At 56.3% G+C, this 14,787-nt stretch carries 19 protein-coding genes; 18 read left to right on the top strand and 1 reads right to left on the bottom strand.

The genetic code is table 11. The features are described from left to right. Positions 1–14 precede the first annotated feature (14 nt). The 17 genes from rplE (at position 15) to bfr (ending at position 10,289) form a co-directional block, all read left to right on the top strand. Entirely contained in the window at positions 15–554 is a 540-nt protein-coding gene (rplE, locus tag ACZZ0A_RS22375) for a 50S ribosomal protein L5 (protein WP_003176415.1), read from the top strand. A gap of 13 nt (positions 555–567) precedes the next feature. Then, the gene (gene rpsN / locus ACZZ0A_RS22370) at positions 568–873 is read left to right on the top strand and encodes a 30S ribosomal protein S14 (protein ID WP_007918460.1); all 306 of its coding nucleotides are present in this window, start codon (positions 568–570) and stop codon (positions 871–873) included. A gap of 209 nt (positions 874–1,082) precedes the next feature. Then, complete coding sequence (gene rpsH / locus ACZZ0A_RS22365) at positions 1,083–1,475, top strand: 30S ribosomal protein S8 (RefSeq protein WP_007918458.1); 393 nt, start codon at positions 1,083–1,085, stop codon at positions 1,473–1,475. A 12-nt stretch (positions 1,476–1,487) separates the two neighbouring features. Beyond that, complete coding sequence (gene rplF / locus ACZZ0A_RS22360) at positions 1,488–2,021, top strand: 50S ribosomal protein L6 (RefSeq protein ID WP_003176412.1); 534 nt, start codon at positions 1,488–1,490, stop codon at positions 2,019–2,021. A gap of 10 nt (positions 2,022–2,031) precedes the next feature. After that, positions 2,032–2,382 (top strand): 50S ribosomal protein L18, encoded by a 351-nt coding sequence (rplR, locus tag ACZZ0A_RS22355; protein ID WP_003186037.1) that lies wholly within the window; start codon positions 2,032–2,034, stop codon positions 2,380–2,382. A 3-nt stretch (positions 2,383–2,385) separates the two neighbouring features. After that, positions 2,386–2,886: a 30S ribosomal protein S5 gene (rpsE, locus tag ACZZ0A_RS22350; protein ID WP_003186035.1), complete on the top strand. Its 501-nt coding sequence runs from the start codon at positions 2,386–2,388 to the stop codon at positions 2,884–2,886. Between the two features lie 2 nt (positions 2,887–2,888). Next, positions 2,889–3,065: a 50S ribosomal protein L30 gene (gene rpmD, locus ACZZ0A_RS22345; RefSeq protein ID WP_003176408.1), complete on the top strand. Its 177-nt coding sequence runs from the start codon at positions 2,889–2,891 to the stop codon at positions 3,063–3,065. A gap of 3 nt (positions 3,066–3,068) precedes the next feature. Further along, a complete protein-coding gene (gene rplO, locus ACZZ0A_RS22340) occupies positions 3,069–3,506 on the top strand; it encodes a 50S ribosomal protein L15 (protein WP_003228720.1) in 438 nt (145 codons plus the stop codon). Beyond that, entirely contained in the window at positions 3,507–4,835 is a 1,329-nt protein-coding gene (gene secY / locus ACZZ0A_RS22335) for a preprotein translocase subunit SecY (RefSeq protein WP_003228718.1), read from the top strand. It abuts the gene before it with no gap. 27 nt (positions 4,836–4,862) lie between these two features. Beyond that, positions 4,863–4,979: a 50S ribosomal protein L36 gene (gene rpmJ, locus ACZZ0A_RS22330; RefSeq protein ID WP_002555468.1), complete on the top strand. Its 117-nt coding sequence runs from the start codon at positions 4,863–4,865 to the stop codon at positions 4,977–4,979. Positions 4,980–5,108: 129 nt separating this feature from the next. After that, positions 5,109–5,465, top strand: a complete 357-nt coding sequence (gene rpsM / locus ACZZ0A_RS22325; RefSeq protein ID WP_009045849.1) for a 30S ribosomal protein S13 — start codon at positions 5,109–5,111, stop codon at positions 5,463–5,465. 30 nt (positions 5,466–5,495) lie between these two features. Continuing rightward, the gene (rpsK, locus tag ACZZ0A_RS22320; protein ID WP_002555466.1) at positions 5,496–5,885 is read left to right on the top strand and encodes a 30S ribosomal protein S11; all 390 of its coding nucleotides are present in this window, start codon (positions 5,496–5,498) and stop codon (positions 5,883–5,885) included. Positions 5,886–5,903: 18 nt separating this feature from the next. Then, positions 5,904–6,524 (top strand): 30S ribosomal protein S4, encoded by a 621-nt coding sequence (gene rpsD, locus ACZZ0A_RS22315; protein ID WP_003176404.1) that lies wholly within the window; start codon positions 5,904–5,906, stop codon positions 6,522–6,524. A gap of 22 nt (positions 6,525–6,546) precedes the next feature. Continuing rightward, on the top strand, positions 6,547–7,548 hold the full coding sequence (locus tag ACZZ0A_RS22310; RefSeq protein WP_003186012.1) for a DNA-directed RNA polymerase subunit alpha: 1,002 nt from the start codon (positions 6,547–6,549) through the stop codon (positions 7,546–7,548). A 42-nt stretch (positions 7,549–7,590) separates the two neighbouring features. Continuing rightward, positions 7,591–7,977 (top strand): 50S ribosomal protein L17, encoded by a 387-nt coding sequence (rplQ, locus tag ACZZ0A_RS22305; RefSeq protein ID WP_007918448.1) that lies wholly within the window; start codon positions 7,591–7,593, stop codon positions 7,975–7,977. Positions 7,978–8,217: 240 nt separating this feature from the next. Continuing rightward, the gene (locus tag ACZZ0A_RS22300) at positions 8,218–9,672 is read left to right on the top strand and encodes a catalase (RefSeq protein WP_007918446.1); all 1,455 of its coding nucleotides are present in this window, start codon (positions 8,218–8,220) and stop codon (positions 9,670–9,672) included. A gap of 149 nt (positions 9,673–9,821) precedes the next feature. After that, entirely contained in the window at positions 9,822–10,289 is a 468-nt protein-coding gene (gene bfr, locus ACZZ0A_RS22295) for a bacterioferritin (RefSeq protein WP_007918444.1), read from the top strand. Between the two features lie 65 nt (positions 10,290–10,354). On the opposite strand, the gene uvrA is transcribed toward bfr, so the two are convergent. Then, entirely contained in the window at positions 10,355–13,189 is a 2,835-nt protein-coding gene (gene uvrA / locus ACZZ0A_RS22290; RefSeq protein ID WP_007918441.1) for an excinuclease ABC subunit UvrA, read from the bottom strand. 191 nt (positions 13,190–13,380) lie between these two features. On the opposite strand from uvrA, the gene ACZZ0A_RS22285 reads away from it, so the two are divergent. Further along, positions 13,381–14,778 carry an MFS transporter gene (locus tag ACZZ0A_RS22285; protein WP_007950096.1) on the top strand — a complete coding sequence of 466 codons (1,398 nt, stop codon included), beginning with the start codon at positions 13,381–13,383 and terminating at the stop codon, positions 14,776–14,778. Positions 14,779–14,787 lie beyond the last annotated feature (9 nt).

The following is a 14,787-nucleotide window of genomic DNA, read 5'->3' as shown; positions in this document are numbered from 1 at the left end:
CTAGGTAGAAGACCATGGCACGACTAAAAGAGATTTACTGGAAGGAAATCGCACCGAAGCTTAAGGAAGAACTTAAGCTTTCGAACGTGATGGAAGTTCCACGCGTTACAAAAATCACCCTGAACATGGGTCTGGGCGAAGCTGTTGGTGACAAGAAAGTCATCGAGCATGCTGTTGCTGACCTGGAAAAGATCACCGGCCAAAAAGTCGTTGTGACCTACGCTCGTAAATCCATCGCTGGCTTTAAAGTCCGTGAAGGATGGCCGATCGGCGTCAAGGTGACCCTGCGCCGTGAGCGTATGTATGAGTTCCTGGATCGTCTGCTGTCGATCTCCCTGCCTCGGGTTCGCGACTTCCGCGGCCTGAATGCCAAGTCCTTTGATGGTCGTGGTAACTACAGTATGGGCGTAAAAGAGCAGATCATTTTCCCGGAAATCGACTACGACAAGATCGATGCTCTCCGCGGTCTGGACATTACCCTGACCACCACTGCCAAGAACGATGATGAAGGCCGCGCTCTGCTGCGTGCTTTCAAATTCCCGTTCCGCAACTGATTGGAGTAGGAAAATGGCCAAGAAGAGCATGAAGAACCGTGAGCTGAAGCGTCAGCTCACTGTTGCCAAGTACGCCACCAAGCGTGCAGCGCTGAAAGCTATCATCGTCGATCTGAACGCAAGTCCAGAAGCGCGTTGGGAAGCTACCGTAGCTCTGCAGAAGCAACCACGTGACGCAAGCGCTGCGCGCATGCGTAACCGTTGCCGCCTGACTGGTCGTCCGCACGGCGTTTACCGCAAGTTCGGCCTCGGCCGTAACAAGCTGCGTGAAGCTGCAATGCGTGGTGACGTACCAGGTCTGGTTAAAGCCAGCTGGTAATTGTTGTCAAAGTCTCGATGTTCGGGTTCGCAAGAACCTGACCATCGGTGGCCTTGAATCTGAATCAAGCCCCTTTTGGGGCTTGATTCATTTCTGGGGTGTGTCTAGAATGACCGGCTCGCCTGAGCCCGTGTTTTTCATGCCCGGAAGTTCTCGGCGACAAGTAGTAGCCGCAAGGCTAATTTTTCTGTATTAGGAGCGTCTAGCCCATGAGTATGCAGGACCCGTTAGCGGACATGCTAACTCGAATCCGTAATGCCCAGATGGCTGAAAAGTCTGTCGTAAGCATGCCGTCTTCCACGCTGAAGGTGGCTGTAGCAAAAGTCCTGAAGGACGAAGGTTACATCGCGGATTTTCAGATCACCACCGACGCTAAGCCGTCGTTGTCCATCGAGCTGAAGTACTTCGAAGGCCGTCCGGTTATCGAAGAAGTGAAGCGCGTTAGTCGTCCAGGCCTGCGTCAGTACAAGTCCGTTGAAGATCTGCCGAAAGTTCGTGGCGGTCTTGGCGTGTCTATCGTCTCCACCAACAAAGGTGTGATGACGGATCGTGCTGCGCGCGCTGCCGGTGTCGGCGGCGAAGTTCTTTGCACTGTGTTCTAAGGGGGGATAAGCATGTCTCGCGTCGCTAAGAACCCCGTTAAGCTGCCAGCCGGTGTCGAAGTAAAATTCGCAGGCCAACAGCTTTCGGTGAAGGGTGCCAAGGGTACTCTTGAACTGAACATCCATTCGTCCGTTGAGATCGTTGAAGAAGCTGGTGAGCTGCGTTTCGCTGCTCGCAATGGCGATCAACAAACTCGCGCAATGGCCGGTACCACGCGTGCGTTGGTAAACAACATGGTCCAAGGCGTAAGCCAAGGCTTCGAGCGCAAGCTCCAGCTGGTCGGTGTTGGTTACAAGGCGCAAGCAAAAGGCACGGTTTTGAACCTGGCCCTTGGCTTCTCGCACCCAGTGGATTACGAACTGCCGGAAGGCATCACCGCTGAGACTCCTAGCCAGACCGATATCCTGATCAAGGGCATCGATAAGCAGCTGGTAGGTCAAGTGGCCGCTGAGATCCGCGACTTCCGTCCACCAGAGCCGTACAAAGGCAAAGGTGTGCGCTACGCGGACGAAGTCGTCCGTCGTAAAGAAGCCAAGAAGAAGTAGGGCATAGCAAATGACCGACAAAAAAGTTACTCGACTGCGTCGCGCTCGCAAAGCACGCCTGAAAATGCACGAACTCGAAGTCGTGCGTCTCTGCGTGTTCCGCTCGTCGCAGCACATCTACGCCCAGGTCATCTCGGCCGACGGCAACAAAGTCCTGGCAAGCGCCTCGACTTTGGATAAAGAACTGCGTGATGGCGCCACTGGCAACATCGACGCGGCCACAAAGGTTGGCCAGCTGGTCGCTACGCGTGCTAAGGCCGCTGGCGTCTCGCAAGTGGCTTTCGACCGCTCTGGCTTCAAGTACCACGGCCGCGTTAAAGCGCTGGCTGATGCTGCTCGTGAAGCTGGGCTGGAGTTCTAAGTTATGTCAAATAACGACCAAAAGCGCGACGAAGGCTACATTGAGAAGCTGGTTCAAGTTAACCGCGTAGCCAAAACCGTTAAAGGCGGCCGTATCTTCACTTTCACCGCGTTGACCGTGGTTGGTGATGGTAAAGGGCGTGTTGGCTTCGGCCGTGGCAAGTCGCGTGAAGTGCCTGCTGCGATCCAGAAGGCAATGGAAGCTGCTCGCCGCAACATGATCCAAGTTGATCTGAACGGCACCACTCTGCAGTACGCAATGAAGTCCGCTCACGGCGCTTCGAAGGTGTACATGCAGCCTGCTTCTGAAGGTACCGGTATCATCGCTGGCGGCGCTATGCGTGCTGTCCTCGAGGTTGCTGGTGTTCAGAACGTTCTGGCCAAGTGCTACGGCTCGACTAACCCGGTAAACGTGGTTCACGCCACTTTCAAAGGTTTGAAAGCTATGCAGTCTCCTGAATCCATTGCCGCCAAGCGTGGCAAAAGCGTCAAGGAGATCTTCTGATCATGGCTACCGTTAAAGTAACGCTGATCAAAAGCATGACCGGCCGCATCCCTAACCACAAACTGTGCGTTAAGGGTCTGGGTCTGCGTCGCATCGGTCACACTGTAGAAGTCCAGGATACTCCCGAGAATCGCGGGATGATCAACAAGGCTTACTACATGCTGCGTGTCGAGGGTTAATCGATGAAACTCAATGATCTGAGTCCAGCGCCGGGTTCCCGTCGCGAAAAGCATCGTCCGGGCCGTGGTATCGGTAGCGGTTTGGGTAAGACTGGTGGCCGTGGTCACAAAGGTCAGACCTCCCGCTCCGGTGGCACCATCGCTCCAGGCTTTGAAGGCGGTCAACAGCCGCTGCATCGTCGCCTGCCGAAGTTCGGTTTCGTTTCCCTGAAAGCCATGGATCGCGCAGAAGTGCGTTTGTCCGAGTTGGCTAAAGTGGAAGGCGACATCGTCACCGTGCAGTCCCTGAAAGATGCCAACGTGATCAACGTCAACGTACAGCGTGTGAAAATCATGCTGTCCGGTGAAGTGACTCGCGCTGTCACTATCGGCAAGGGAATCGGCGCCACCAAAGGTGCGCGTGCGGCTATCGAAGCAGCTGGCGGCAAGTTCGAGGAATAAATGGCTAAGCAAGGTGCTCTCTCTGCGCTCGGCAAAGGCGGTATGTCTGAACTCTGGGCTCGTCTGCGTTTTCTGTTCCTGGCGATTATCGTCTACCGAATAGGCGCACACATCCCGGTTCCAGGTATCAACCCGGACCGACTCGCAGACCTGTTTCGACAGAATGAGGGGACCATTCTTAGCTTGTTCAACATGTTCTCCGGCGGCGCGCTGGAACGGATGAGCATCTTTGCACTGGGGATCATGCCGTACATTTCGGCATCGATCATCATGCAACTGATGACCGCCGTCAGCCCGCAGCTGGAGCAGTTGAAGAAGGAAGGTGAAGCTGGCCGTCGCAAGATCAGCCAGTACACCCGCTACGGCACCGTCGTCCTCGCTCTCGTTCAGGCTATTGGCATGTCCATTGGTCTGGCGGGGCAGGGCGTTGCGTTCACTGGTGACTTTGGCTTCCATTTCGTCGCGGTATCCACTTTTGTGGCTGGTGCGATGTTCATGATGTGGCTGGGTGAGCAGATTACTGAGCGTGGTGTAGGTAACGGTATCTCGATGTTGATTTTTTCGGGTATCGTCGCCGGTCTTCCGAGAGCAATCGGGCAGTCTTTCGAGTCTGCGCGTCAGGGTGATATCAACATCTTCGCCTTGGTTGCCATCGGTTTGCTGGCAGTAGCGATTATCGGTTTTGTGGTGTTCATTGAGCGTGGTCAGCGTCGTATCGCTGTTCACTACGCCAAGCGTCAGCAGGGCCGCAAGGTTTTTGCTGCGCAGACAAGCCACTTGCCGCTGAAGGTGAACATGGCCGGTGTTATTCCGGCTATTTTCGCGAGCAGCATTTTGCTGTTCCCGGCTTCGCTGGGTGCCTGGTTTGGTCAGTCTGAAGGTATGGGCTGGTTGCAGGACATCTCGCAGTCGATCGCTCCTGGTCAGCCGTTGAATATTCTGCTGTTTAGTGCAGGGATTATTTTCTTCTGCTTCTTCTATACGGCGTTGATGTTCAATCCGAAAGACGTAGCGGAAAACCTGAAGAAGTCCGGTGCCTTTATTCCGGGCATCCGTCCAGGTGAGCAGTCTGCGCGCTACATTGATGGCGTTCTGACCCGCTTGACCATGTTCGGTGCTCTTTACATGACGGCCGTGTGCCTGTTGCCCCAGTTCCTGGTGGTTGCAGCAAACGTTCCGTTCTACCTTGGCGGGACCTCGTTGCTGATCGTGGTCGTGGTTGTGATGGACTTCATGTCCCAAGTACAATCGCACCTCGTTTCGCACCAGTACGAATCCCTGATGAAGAAAGCCAACCTGAAGGGTTACGGCAGCGGCATGTTGCGCTGAGTACCCATAAGGTTCGAGGAGTTGGTGATGAAAGTTCGTGCATCGGTGAAAAAGCTGTGCCGTAACTGCAAGATTATTCGCCGCGAAGGTGTTGTTCGAGTAATTTGCAGCGCGGAACCGCGTCACAAACAGCGCCAAGGCTGAGTGTGATCCGCTTGAAGCCCGGCAGCTAGTGCGCTGCCGGGTTGATTATTTGTTATTACAGCGATATTATCTCGCGCCCTATTTCTTGGCTTCCGGGGCGTAGGTAGCTGTCAATTGGAGTCCCACTGAATGGCCCGTATTGCAGGCGTTAACATTCCAGATAACAAGCACACTGTTATCTCGCTGACCTACATCTATGGTGTTGGTCGCACTACTGCGCAGAAAATTTGCGCAGAGACTGGGGTAAACCCAGCCGCAAAGATCAAAGATCTGAGCGACGAGCAGATTGAGCAATTGCGTGGCGAAGTGGCGAAGTTCACCACTGAAGGTGACCTGCGTCGCGAAATCAACATGAAAATCAAGCGTTTGATGGACCTCGGTTGCTACCGTGGTCTGCGTCATCGTCGTGGTCTTCCAGTACGCGGTCAGCGTACCAAGACTAACGCGCGTACCCGTAAAGGTCCGCGTAAGCCGATCCGCAAGTAATCGCCCACGCGAATCGACAGGAAATTAATCATGGCAAAACCTGCTGCTCGTCCTCGTAAAAAAGTTAAAAAGACAGTGGTTGATGGCATCGCCCACATCCATGCTTCTTTTAACAACACAATCGTGACCATCACCGACCGTCAAGGTAACGCGCTTTCTTGGGCTACCTCTGGTGGTTCGGGTTTCCGCGGTTCCCGCAAGTCCACCCCGTTTGCTGCTCAAGTAGCTGCTGAACGTGCTGGTCAAGCTGCGCTGGAATATGGCCTGAAAAACCTCGACGTCAACGTCAAAGGTCCAGGTCCAGGTCGTGAATCCGCAGTCCGCGCTTTGAACGGCTGTGGCTACAAGATCGCCAGCATCACCGACGTGACGCCAATCCCGCACAACGGGTGCCGTCCGCCGAAGAAGCGCCGCGTGTAATCCAGGAGATTGTAAAGAATGGCTCGTTACATTGGTCCAAAATGCAAACTCGCTCGTCGCGAAGGCACCGATCTCTTCCTGAAGAGCGGCGTGCGCGCGATCGAATCGAAGTGCAACATTGAAGCAGCACCTGGTATCCACGGCCAACGCCGCGGTCGCCAGTCCGACTACGGCACCCAACTGCGTGAAAAGCAGAAGGTCCGTCGTATCTACGGCGTTCTCGAGCGTCAGTTCAGCGGCTACTACAAAGAAGCTGCTGGCAAGAAAGGTGCAACCGGTGAAAACCTGCTGCAACTGCTCGAATGCCGTCTGGACAACGTTGTATACCGTATGGGCTTTGGTTCGACTCGTGCCGAATCCCGTCAACTGGTATCGCACAAGTCGATCAGCGTTAACGGTCAGACCGTAAACGTTCCGTCGTATCAGGTTCGTGCTGGTGACGTGGTTGCAGTTCGCGAGAAAGCAAAAAACCAACTTCGCATTGTCCAAGCTCTCGATCTGTGTGCCCAACGTGGCCGCGTAGAATGGGTAGAAGTAGACACTGAGAAGAAGTCGGGCGTTTTCAAGAACGTTCCTGCTCGCAGTGATCTGTCCGCCGACATCAACGAAAGCCTGATTGTCGAGCTCTACTCCAAGTAAGGGCTAGAAAATAGGTGCATCCATGCAGATTTCGGTAAATGAGTTCCTGACACCCCGCCATATTGATGTGCAGGTTGTCAGTCCAACCCGCGCCAAGATCACTCTCGAGCCTCTCGAGCGTGGTTTTGGCCACACCCTGGGCAACGCGCTGCGACGCATCCTGTTGTCCTCAATGCCCGGCTGCGCAGTAGTCGAGGCCGAGATTGACGGTGTGCTCCACGAGTACAGCGCCATCGAAGGTGTACAGGAAGACGTAATTGAAATCCTGTTGAACCTTAAAGGTCTGGCCATCAAGCTGCACGGTCGTGACGAAGTTACGCTGACCTTGTCGAAGAAGGGTTCGGGGGTGGTTACCGCTGCCGATATTCAGCTGGATCATGATGTCGAGATCGTTAATCCCGATCACGTAATCGCTAACCTGGCGTCTAACGGCGCCCTGAACATGAAGCTCACCGTAGCTCGTGGTCGTGGTTATGAACCAGCAGACTCGCGTCAGAGCGATGAAGACGAAAGCCGCAGCATCGGTCGCTTGCAGCTCGACTCTTCGTTCAGCCCGGTTCGCCGTATCGCATACGTGGTGGAAAACGCCCGTGTCGAACAGCGTACTAACCTGGACAAGCTGGTTATTGATCTGGAAACCAACGGTACTCTGGATCCTGAAGAGGCTATCCGCCGCGCTGCAACCATTCTGCAACAGCAGTTGGCTGCGTTCGTCGACCTCAAAGGTGACAGTGAGCCAGTGGTTGTCGAGCAGGAAGACGAGATCGATCCGATCCTGCTTCGCCCGGTTGACGATCTGGAACTGACTGTACGTTCGGCTAACTGCCTTAAGGCGGAAAACATCTACTACATCGGTGACCTGATTCAGCGCACCGAAGTGGAGCTGTTGAAGACTCCGAACCTGGGCAAGAAATCCTTGACTGAAATCAAGGACGTTCTGGCCTCCCGCGGTCTGTCCCTCGGCATGCGCCTCGACAACTGGCCGCCTGCAAGTCTTAAGAAGGACGACAAGGCGACTGCCTGATCGTCGTAATCACCGAACGTAGTGTTTGGTAAGGAATGAACCATGCGTCATCGTAAAAGTGGTCGTCACCTGAGCCGCACCAGCTCGCACCGCAAGGCCATGTTTCAAAACATGGCGGTGTCGCTGTTCGAGCACGAGCTGATCAAAACTACTCTGCCAAAAGCCAAAGAACTGCGCCGCGTTGCTGAGCCGCTGATCACTCTGGCCAAGACAGACAGCCTGGCTAACCGCCGTCTGGCTTTCGACCGTACTCGTTCGAAAGCTATCGTTGGTAAGCTCTTCAACGACCTGGGCAAGCGTTACGCTACCCGTGAGGGTGGCTACCTGCGCATCCTCAAGTGCGGTTTCCGCACTGGCGACAACGCGCCTATGGCGTACGTCGAGTTGGTTGATCGTGCTACTGCTGGCGAAGCTGTATCCGCCGAGTAAGACGTCAGTCTGAAACGAAGAACCGGGCCTAGCGCCCGGTTTTTTGTGTCCGCAGAAAAATGCGTCGTTCGTACAAGCTTCTGACACTGTTCTGTTGTCACTATGTGCCGGGATACATGATTAGTAATTATCTATCGATGCCTGCAAGTTAATGAATTTGTGGCTGTCACATGGATGATCAATACTTCCCAGCAAGCCGATTAGCCGGCAGTTTCAAGACTGACAGAGGAAGAAGACCGTATGAGCCAGATCAAAACGCTTACGACCGCCAGTGGCGCACCTGTCGCCGATAACCAGAATTCCCGCTCCGCCGGCCCGCGTGGCCCTTTGCTGCTCGACGATTTCCACCTGATCGAGAAGCTCGCGCACTTCAACCGTGAAAACATCCCTGAACGCCGCGTACATGCGAAGGGCTCGGGTGCTTATGGCACGTTCACCGTCACTCGTGATATCACTGAATACACCAGCGCCAAGCTGTTCGAATCCGTCGGCAAGCAAACTCCGACTTTCCTGCGCTTCTCCACAGTGGGCGGCGAACGTGGTTCGGCGGATACCGAGCGTGACCCACGCGGCTTCGCGCTGAAGTTCTACACCGAAGAAGGCAACTGGGACATCGTTGGCAACAACACGCCAGTGTTCTTCATTCGCGATCCACTGAAATTTCCTGACTTTATCCATACGCAAAAACGTCTGCCGCAAAGCAATCTCAAAAGCGCGCAGATGATGTGGGACTTCTGGTCGCATTCGCCTGAAGCGCTGCACCAGGTCACCATTCTGTTCTCCGATCGAGGCATCCCGGACGGCTACCGTCACATGCACGGCTTCGGCAGCCACACCTACAGCCTGATCAGCGCTGAAGGCGAGCGTCACTGGGTAAAATGGCACTACAAGACCAAGCAAGGCATCAAGAACCTGGCGCCGGCCGATGCAGCGCGCTTGGCAGGCACTGATCCAGATTACGCGCAGCGTGATTTGTTTGAAGCCATCGAGCGCGGTGACTTCCCGAAATGGCGTGTGTGCATCCAGATCATGACCGAAGCTCAAGCAGCGGCGCATTACGAGAACCCATTCGACGTGACCAAAACCTGGTCGCAGAAAGAGTTCCCGCTGATCGAAGTCGGTGAGCTGGAACTGAATCGCAACCCGCAGAACTACTTCGCTGAAGTCGAGCAAGCGGCGTTTGGCCCAAGCAACATGGTGCCGGGTGTTGGTCTGTCGCCAGATCGCATGCTGCAAGGTCGTGTATTCGCTTACGCCGACGCGCACCGCTACCGTGTCGGTACCAACCACCAGCAACTGCCGGTGAATGCTCCACGCAGCCCGGTTAACACTTACCAGCGTGACGGCTCGATGGCATTCGGCAGTAACGGTGGTGCAGCACCTAACTACGAGCCGAACAGCTACACCGAAGCACCGAAACAAGCTCCGCGTTACGCAGAACCGGCGCTGGCCTTGAGCGGTGCCGCTGATCGCTACGATCACCGCGAAGACACTGATTACTACAGCCACGCCGGTGCGCTGTTCCGTCTGATGAGCGATGAGCAGAAAGCATTGCTGGTCAGCAACATCGCTGGCGCGATGTCGGGTGTTTCCAGTGACGTCGTTGATCGTCAGTTGCAGCATTTCTACAAAGCCGATCCGGCGTATGGAGAAGCAATCGCAACGCTGCTCAACGTACAGCTTAACGAAGTCTAAACGAGAAGCAGAACCGCCCTCATTTGGGCGGTTTTTGCGTTATTTAGGCTGCTTTTCTAAGAATATCTTCGCTTTTATTGCGCTAATCGGGTGACCTTCCGGTCAGCTTGGTTCAAACTACAGACTTTCAAGTAGGGAGATGTAGGGCGATGCAAGGCCACCCAGACGTTATCGATTACCTCAACACGTTGCTGACCGGCGAACTGGCCGCGCGTGACCAATATTTCGTTCATTCGCGGATGTATGAGGACTGGGGGTTCACCAAGCTCTACGAGCGAATCAATCACGAGATGGAAGAAGAAGCAGGTCACGCTGATGCGTTGATGCGCCGCATTCTGATGCTCGAAGGTACGCCGCGCATGCGTCCGGATGACTTGGACGTTGGCACCACGGTGCCGGAGATGCTCGAAGCCGATCTGCGTCTTGAGTACAAGGTCCGCGCTGCCCTGTGCAAAGGCATCGAGTTGTGCGAGCAGCACAAAGACTATGTCAGCCGCGAGATCCTGCGGGTTCAGCTCAATGACACCGAAGAAGATCACACCTACTGGCTGGAAAAGCAGCTGGGCCTGATCAAGCTGATCGGCCTTGAGAACTACCTGCAATCTCATACTTCCTGATTGCAATCGATACAAAAAAGCCCCTGTCACTGATGAAGTGACAGGGGCTTTTTCATGTCTGGCGTTTACGCCCGATCGCGGATCAGCAGTGGTTTGAGGTAATGACCAGTATGAGATTGCTTCATCTCGGCCACTTCTTCCGGTGTACCGGTGGCAATGATCTGCCCACCTTTGGAACCACCCTCGGGTCCGAGATCGACCAGCCAGTCGGCCGTCTTGATCACGTCGAGGTTGTGTTCGATCACCACCACCGTATTGCCGTGGTCGCGCAGGCGATGCAGGACGTCGAGCAACTGCTGAATATCTGCGAAGTGCAAACCGGTAGTCGGCTCATCGAGGATATACAGGGTCTTGCCAGTGTCGCGCTTGGACAGCTCGCGAGACAGCTTGACCCGCTGTGCCTCGCCGCCGGATAACGTGGTCGCCGACTGTCCGAGCTTGATGTACGACAGGCCGACATCCATCAACGTTTGCAGCTTGCGCGCCAGTGCCGGCACCGCGTCGAAGAACTCCCGGGCTTCCTCGATGGTCATTTCGAGGGTTTCGTGGATGCTCTTGCCCTTGTATTTGATTTCAAGGGTTTCGCGGTTGTAACGCTTGCTCTTGCACACGTCGCACGGTACGTAGATGTCCGGCAGAAAGTGCATTTCCACCTTGATCAGGCCATCACCCTGGCATGCTTCGCAACGACCGCCCTTGACGTTGAACGAGAAACGTCCCGGGCCGTAACCACGGGAGCGCGACTCGGGCACGCCGGCGAACAGTTCACGGATCGGCGTGAACAGCCCCGTGTACGTTGCTGGGTTGGAGCGCGGCGTTCGGCCAATCGGGCTCTGGTCGATATCGACGACTTTGTCGAGATGCTCCAGGCCTTTGATACTGTCGTGCGCAGCCGCTTCCAGCGTGGTCGCACCATTGAGCGCCGTGGCGCTCAGCGGGAACAGCGTGTTGTTGATCAGCGTCGATTTGCCCGAGCCGGACACGCCGGTGACGCACGTCAGCAAGCCAATCGGGATGTCGAGGTCGACATTACGCAGGTTGTTGCCGCGCGCGCCTTTCAGCGACAGATTGAGCTTCTTGTTACGTGGCGTACGTTTGGCCGGCACTTCAATCTTCACCCGGCCCGACAGGTATTTACCGGTCAGGGAATCTGGATGCGCCATGACTTCAGCCGGCGTACCTTCGGCAACGATCTGCCCACCGTGTACGCCAGCGCCGGGGCCGATATCGACGACATAGTCAGCCAAGCGAATCGCATCTTCGTCGTGCTCGACCACGATTACCGTGTTACCGATGTCGCGCAGGTGCTTGAGAGTGCCGAGCAGTCGATCATTGTCACGCTGGTGCAAGCCAATGGACGGTTCGTCGAGGATGTACAAAACACCCACCAGGCCTGCGCCGATCTGGCTGGCCAGACGAATACGTTGTGCTTCACCACCGGAAAGGGTGTCAGCGCTGCGATCCAGCGACAGATAATCGAGACCGACGTTGACGAGGAACTGCAGACGCTCACGGATTTCCTTGAGAATCTTGTCCGCGATCTCGCCACGGCGGCCGGTCATCTTCAGTTGGCCGAAGTATTCGCAAGCATCGCCGATCGGCAGATTGGTCACTGCCGGCAATGTCTTCTCGCCAACCCACACGTGGCGCGCTTCGCGACGCAGGCGCGTGCCACGGCAGTCCGGGCACGACTGAGTGCTGAGGAACTTGGCCAACTCTTCACGCACGCTCGCCGACTCGGTCTCGCGGTAGCGACGCTCGAGGTTGGGCACGATGCCTTCGAACGGATGCGAACGTTTGACGATATCGCCGCGGTCGTTGAGGTATTTGAAGTCGACGTTCTGCGAGCCGCTGCCGTGCAGGATGGATTTCTGCTGATCGGCCGGCAGATCGTTGAACGGCACTTCCAGGCTGAAGCCGTAGTGCGAGGCCAGTGAGCCGAGCATCTGGAAGTAATAGACGTTACGCCGGTCCCAGCCGCGAATCGCACCTTCGGCCAGCGTCAGCTCACCGTTGACCAATCGCTTGATGTCGAAGAACTGCTTTACCCCCAGACCATCGCACGTCGGGCAGGCGCCGGCCGGGTTGTTGAAGGAGAACAGTTTGGGTTCGAGTTCGCTGATTGCATGCCCGCAGATCGGGCAAGCGAAGCGGGCGGAGAAGATCATTTCTTCGCCCGGCTCATCGTCCATCGGCGCGACCAGGGCGATACCGTCAGCCAGCTTCAGCGCGGTTTCGAAGGACTCCGCCAAACGCTGTTGCAGGTCGGCGCGCACTTTGAAGCGGTCGACGATCACATCGATCGAGTGCTTCTTCTGTTTATCCAGTTTCGGCAGCTCGTCGAGTTCGCAGATCCGGCCGTTGACCCTGGCGCGGACGAAACCTTGGGCGCGCAGCTCTTCGAAGACCGACAGGTGTTCACCTTTACGCTCGCGGATCACCGGCGCCAGTAGCATCAGTTTGCTGCCTTCCGGTTGCGCCAGCACCAGGTCGACCATCTGGCTGACGGTCTGCGCTTCCAGCGGAATGTCGTGATCGGGGCAGCGCGGCGTACCCACGCGCGCATAAAGCAAACGCAGGTAGTCGTAGATTTCAGTGATGGTGCCGACCGTGGAGCGCGGGTTGTGCGAGGTCGACTTCTGTTCGATGGAGATCGCCGGCGACAGGCCTTCGATGGTGTCGACGTCGGGTTTTTCCATCATCGACAGGAACTGGCGGGCGTAGGCCGACAGCGATTCGACATAGCGGCGCTGACCTTCGGCGTACAGTGTGTCGAAGGCCAGGGACGACTTGCCGGATCCGGACAGGCCGGTGATGACGATCAGCTTGTCCCGTGGCAGGGTCAGGTCGATGTTCTTCAGGTTGTGGGTACGGGCCCCACGTATCAGGATCTTGTCCAAAGTGGCCTCGCTCGGCGGGCGTCGAAAACGTAGGAGTATACGGCCAAATACTGGATGGATGCACACTATCAAACGAAGGGTTTTTTACCCTGGATGAAGAGAGTTTCATCTATACGCGTCAAAGCGTCGCGATATACCCCGTCTACCGATGGGACTGGTAGAATCGCCGCCGGTTCACACGAGGTTTTTCCATGCACGATCCCCACAGCGAACGCATGAGTGGCAGCGAGACCCGCGCGGCGAGCGGTCTGGCCCTGGTGTTCGCCTTCCGTATGCTGGGCATGTTCATGGTGTTGCCGGTACTGGCGACCTATGGCATGGACCTGGCGGGCGCGACCCCGGCCCTGATCGGCTTGGCTATCGGCGCTTACGGCCTGACCCAAGCGATTTTTCAGATTCCGTTCGGGATCATTTCCGACCGCATTGGCCGTCGTCCGGTGATTTACCTCGGGCTGATCGTCTTCGCGCTTGGCAGCGTGCTGGCCTCTCAGGCCGATTCGATCTGGGGCGTAATCGCCGGGCGGATCCTGCAAGGTGCCGGGGCGATTTCCGCTGCGGTCATGGCGCTGCTTTCCGACCTGACCCGCGAACAGCACCGCACCAAAGCGATGGCGATGATCGGCATGACCATCGGTTTGTCGTTTGCCGTGGCCATGGTCGTCGGGCCTTTGCTGACCCGCGCTTTCGGTCTGTCCGGACTGTTCCTCGCCACCGGTGCCATGGCATTGGTCGGTATCGCCATCATCATGTTCATGGTGCCGCGTTCCACCGGGCCGTTGCAGCATCGTGAATCCGGCGTGGCGCGTCAGGCCTTGATGCCAACGCTCAAGCATCCAGACTTGCTGCGCCTCGATTTAGGTATCTTTGTGTTGCATGCGATGCTGATGTCGAGCTTCGTCGCGCTGCCGCTGGCGCTGGTCGAAAAAGCCGGTTTGCCCAAGGAGCAGCACTGGTGGGTCTATCTCACCGCGCTGCTGATTTCGTTCTTCGCCATGATCCCGTTCATCATCTATGGCGAGAAGAAACGCAAAATGAAACGAGTTTTGCTCGGCGCCGTCCTGACGCTGATGCTGACTGAGCTATTCTTCTGGCAGTTCGGCGACAGCCTGCGGGCTCTGGTGATTGGTACGGTGGTGTTCTTCACCGCGTTCAATCTGCTGGAGGCTTCATTGCCGTCGCTGATCAGCAAGGTTTCACCGGCGGGCGGAAAGGGCACGGCCATGGGCGTGTATTCCACCAGCCAGTTCCTTGGTTCGGCACTCGGCGGGATACTCGGCGGCTGGCTGTTTCAGCATGGCGGTCTGTCGGTTGTGTTCCTTGGATGTGCCGGGCTGGCTGCACTTTGGTTGGCCTTTGCTGTTACCATGCGTGAACCTCCCTACGTGACGAGCCTGCGCTTGCCGTTGTCGCCCGAGGCGATCCGCGAAGCGGGTCTGGTCGAGCGCCTCAAGGCCCTCGTAGGGGTAACCGATGCAGTGATAGTTGCTGACGAAGCGGCTGTTTACATCAAACTGGACAAAGAATTAGTGGATCGCGACACCCTCGAACGCCTGGTGAACAACCCGGCCGGGGCTGCTTGCGAAGCCTAGGAGAACGTT

This window comes from Pseudomonas sp. AC242 (assembly GCF_979258655.1).
Note: the sequence above shows the minus strand (reverse complement) of the source record. Positions and strands in the feature narration are given on the sequence as shown.

Excerpts from the sequence above, each read along its gene's own strand:
- rplE (WP_003176415.1), top strand. The coding sequence starts at position 15 with ATGGCACGACTAAAAGAGATTTACTGGAAGGAAATCGCACCGAAGCTT.
- rpsN (WP_007918460.1), top strand. The coding sequence starts at position 568 with ATGGCCAAGAAGAGCATGAAGAACCGTGAGCTGAAGCGTCAGCTCACT.
- rpsH (WP_007918458.1), top strand. The coding sequence starts at position 1,083 with ATGAGTATGCAGGACCCGTTAGCGGACATGCTAACTCGAATCCGTAAT.
- rplF (WP_003176412.1), top strand. The coding sequence starts at position 1,488 with ATGTCTCGCGTCGCTAAGAACCCCGTTAAGCTGCCAGCCGGTGTCGAA.
- rplR (WP_003186037.1), top strand. The coding sequence starts at position 2,032 with ATGACCGACAAAAAAGTTACTCGACTGCGTCGCGCTCGCAAAGCACGC.
- rpsE (WP_003186035.1), top strand. The coding sequence starts at position 2,386 with ATGTCAAATAACGACCAAAAGCGCGACGAAGGCTACATTGAGAAGCTG.
- rpmD (WP_003176408.1), top strand. The coding sequence starts at position 2,889 with ATGGCTACCGTTAAAGTAACGCTGATCAAAAGCATGACCGGCCGCATC.
- rplO (WP_003228720.1), top strand. The coding sequence starts at position 3,069 with ATGAAACTCAATGATCTGAGTCCAGCGCCGGGTTCCCGTCGCGAAAAG.
- secY (WP_003228718.1), top strand. The coding sequence starts at position 3,507 with ATGGCTAAGCAAGGTGCTCTCTCTGCGCTCGGCAAAGGCGGTATGTCT.
- rpmJ (WP_002555468.1), top strand. The coding sequence starts at position 4,863 with ATGAAAGTTCGTGCATCGGTGAAAAAGCTGTGCCGTAACTGCAAGATT.
- rpsM (WP_009045849.1), top strand. The coding sequence starts at position 5,109 with ATGGCCCGTATTGCAGGCGTTAACATTCCAGATAACAAGCACACTGTT.
- rpsK (WP_002555466.1), top strand. The coding sequence starts at position 5,496 with ATGGCAAAACCTGCTGCTCGTCCTCGTAAAAAAGTTAAAAAGACAGTG.
- rpsD (WP_003176404.1), top strand. The coding sequence starts at position 5,904 with ATGGCTCGTTACATTGGTCCAAAATGCAAACTCGCTCGTCGCGAAGGC.
- ACZZ0A_RS22310 (WP_003186012.1), top strand. The coding sequence starts at position 6,547 with ATGCAGATTTCGGTAAATGAGTTCCTGACACCCCGCCATATTGATGTG.
- rplQ (WP_007918448.1), top strand. The coding sequence starts at position 7,591 with ATGCGTCATCGTAAAAGTGGTCGTCACCTGAGCCGCACCAGCTCGCAC.
- ACZZ0A_RS22300 (WP_007918446.1), top strand. The coding sequence starts at position 8,218 with ATGAGCCAGATCAAAACGCTTACGACCGCCAGTGGCGCACCTGTCGCC.
- bfr (WP_007918444.1), top strand. The coding sequence starts at position 9,822 with ATGCAAGGCCACCCAGACGTTATCGATTACCTCAACACGTTGCTGACC.
- ACZZ0A_RS22285 (WP_007950096.1), top strand. The coding sequence starts at position 13,381 with ATGCACGATCCCCACAGCGAACGCATGAGTGGCAGCGAGACCCGCGCG.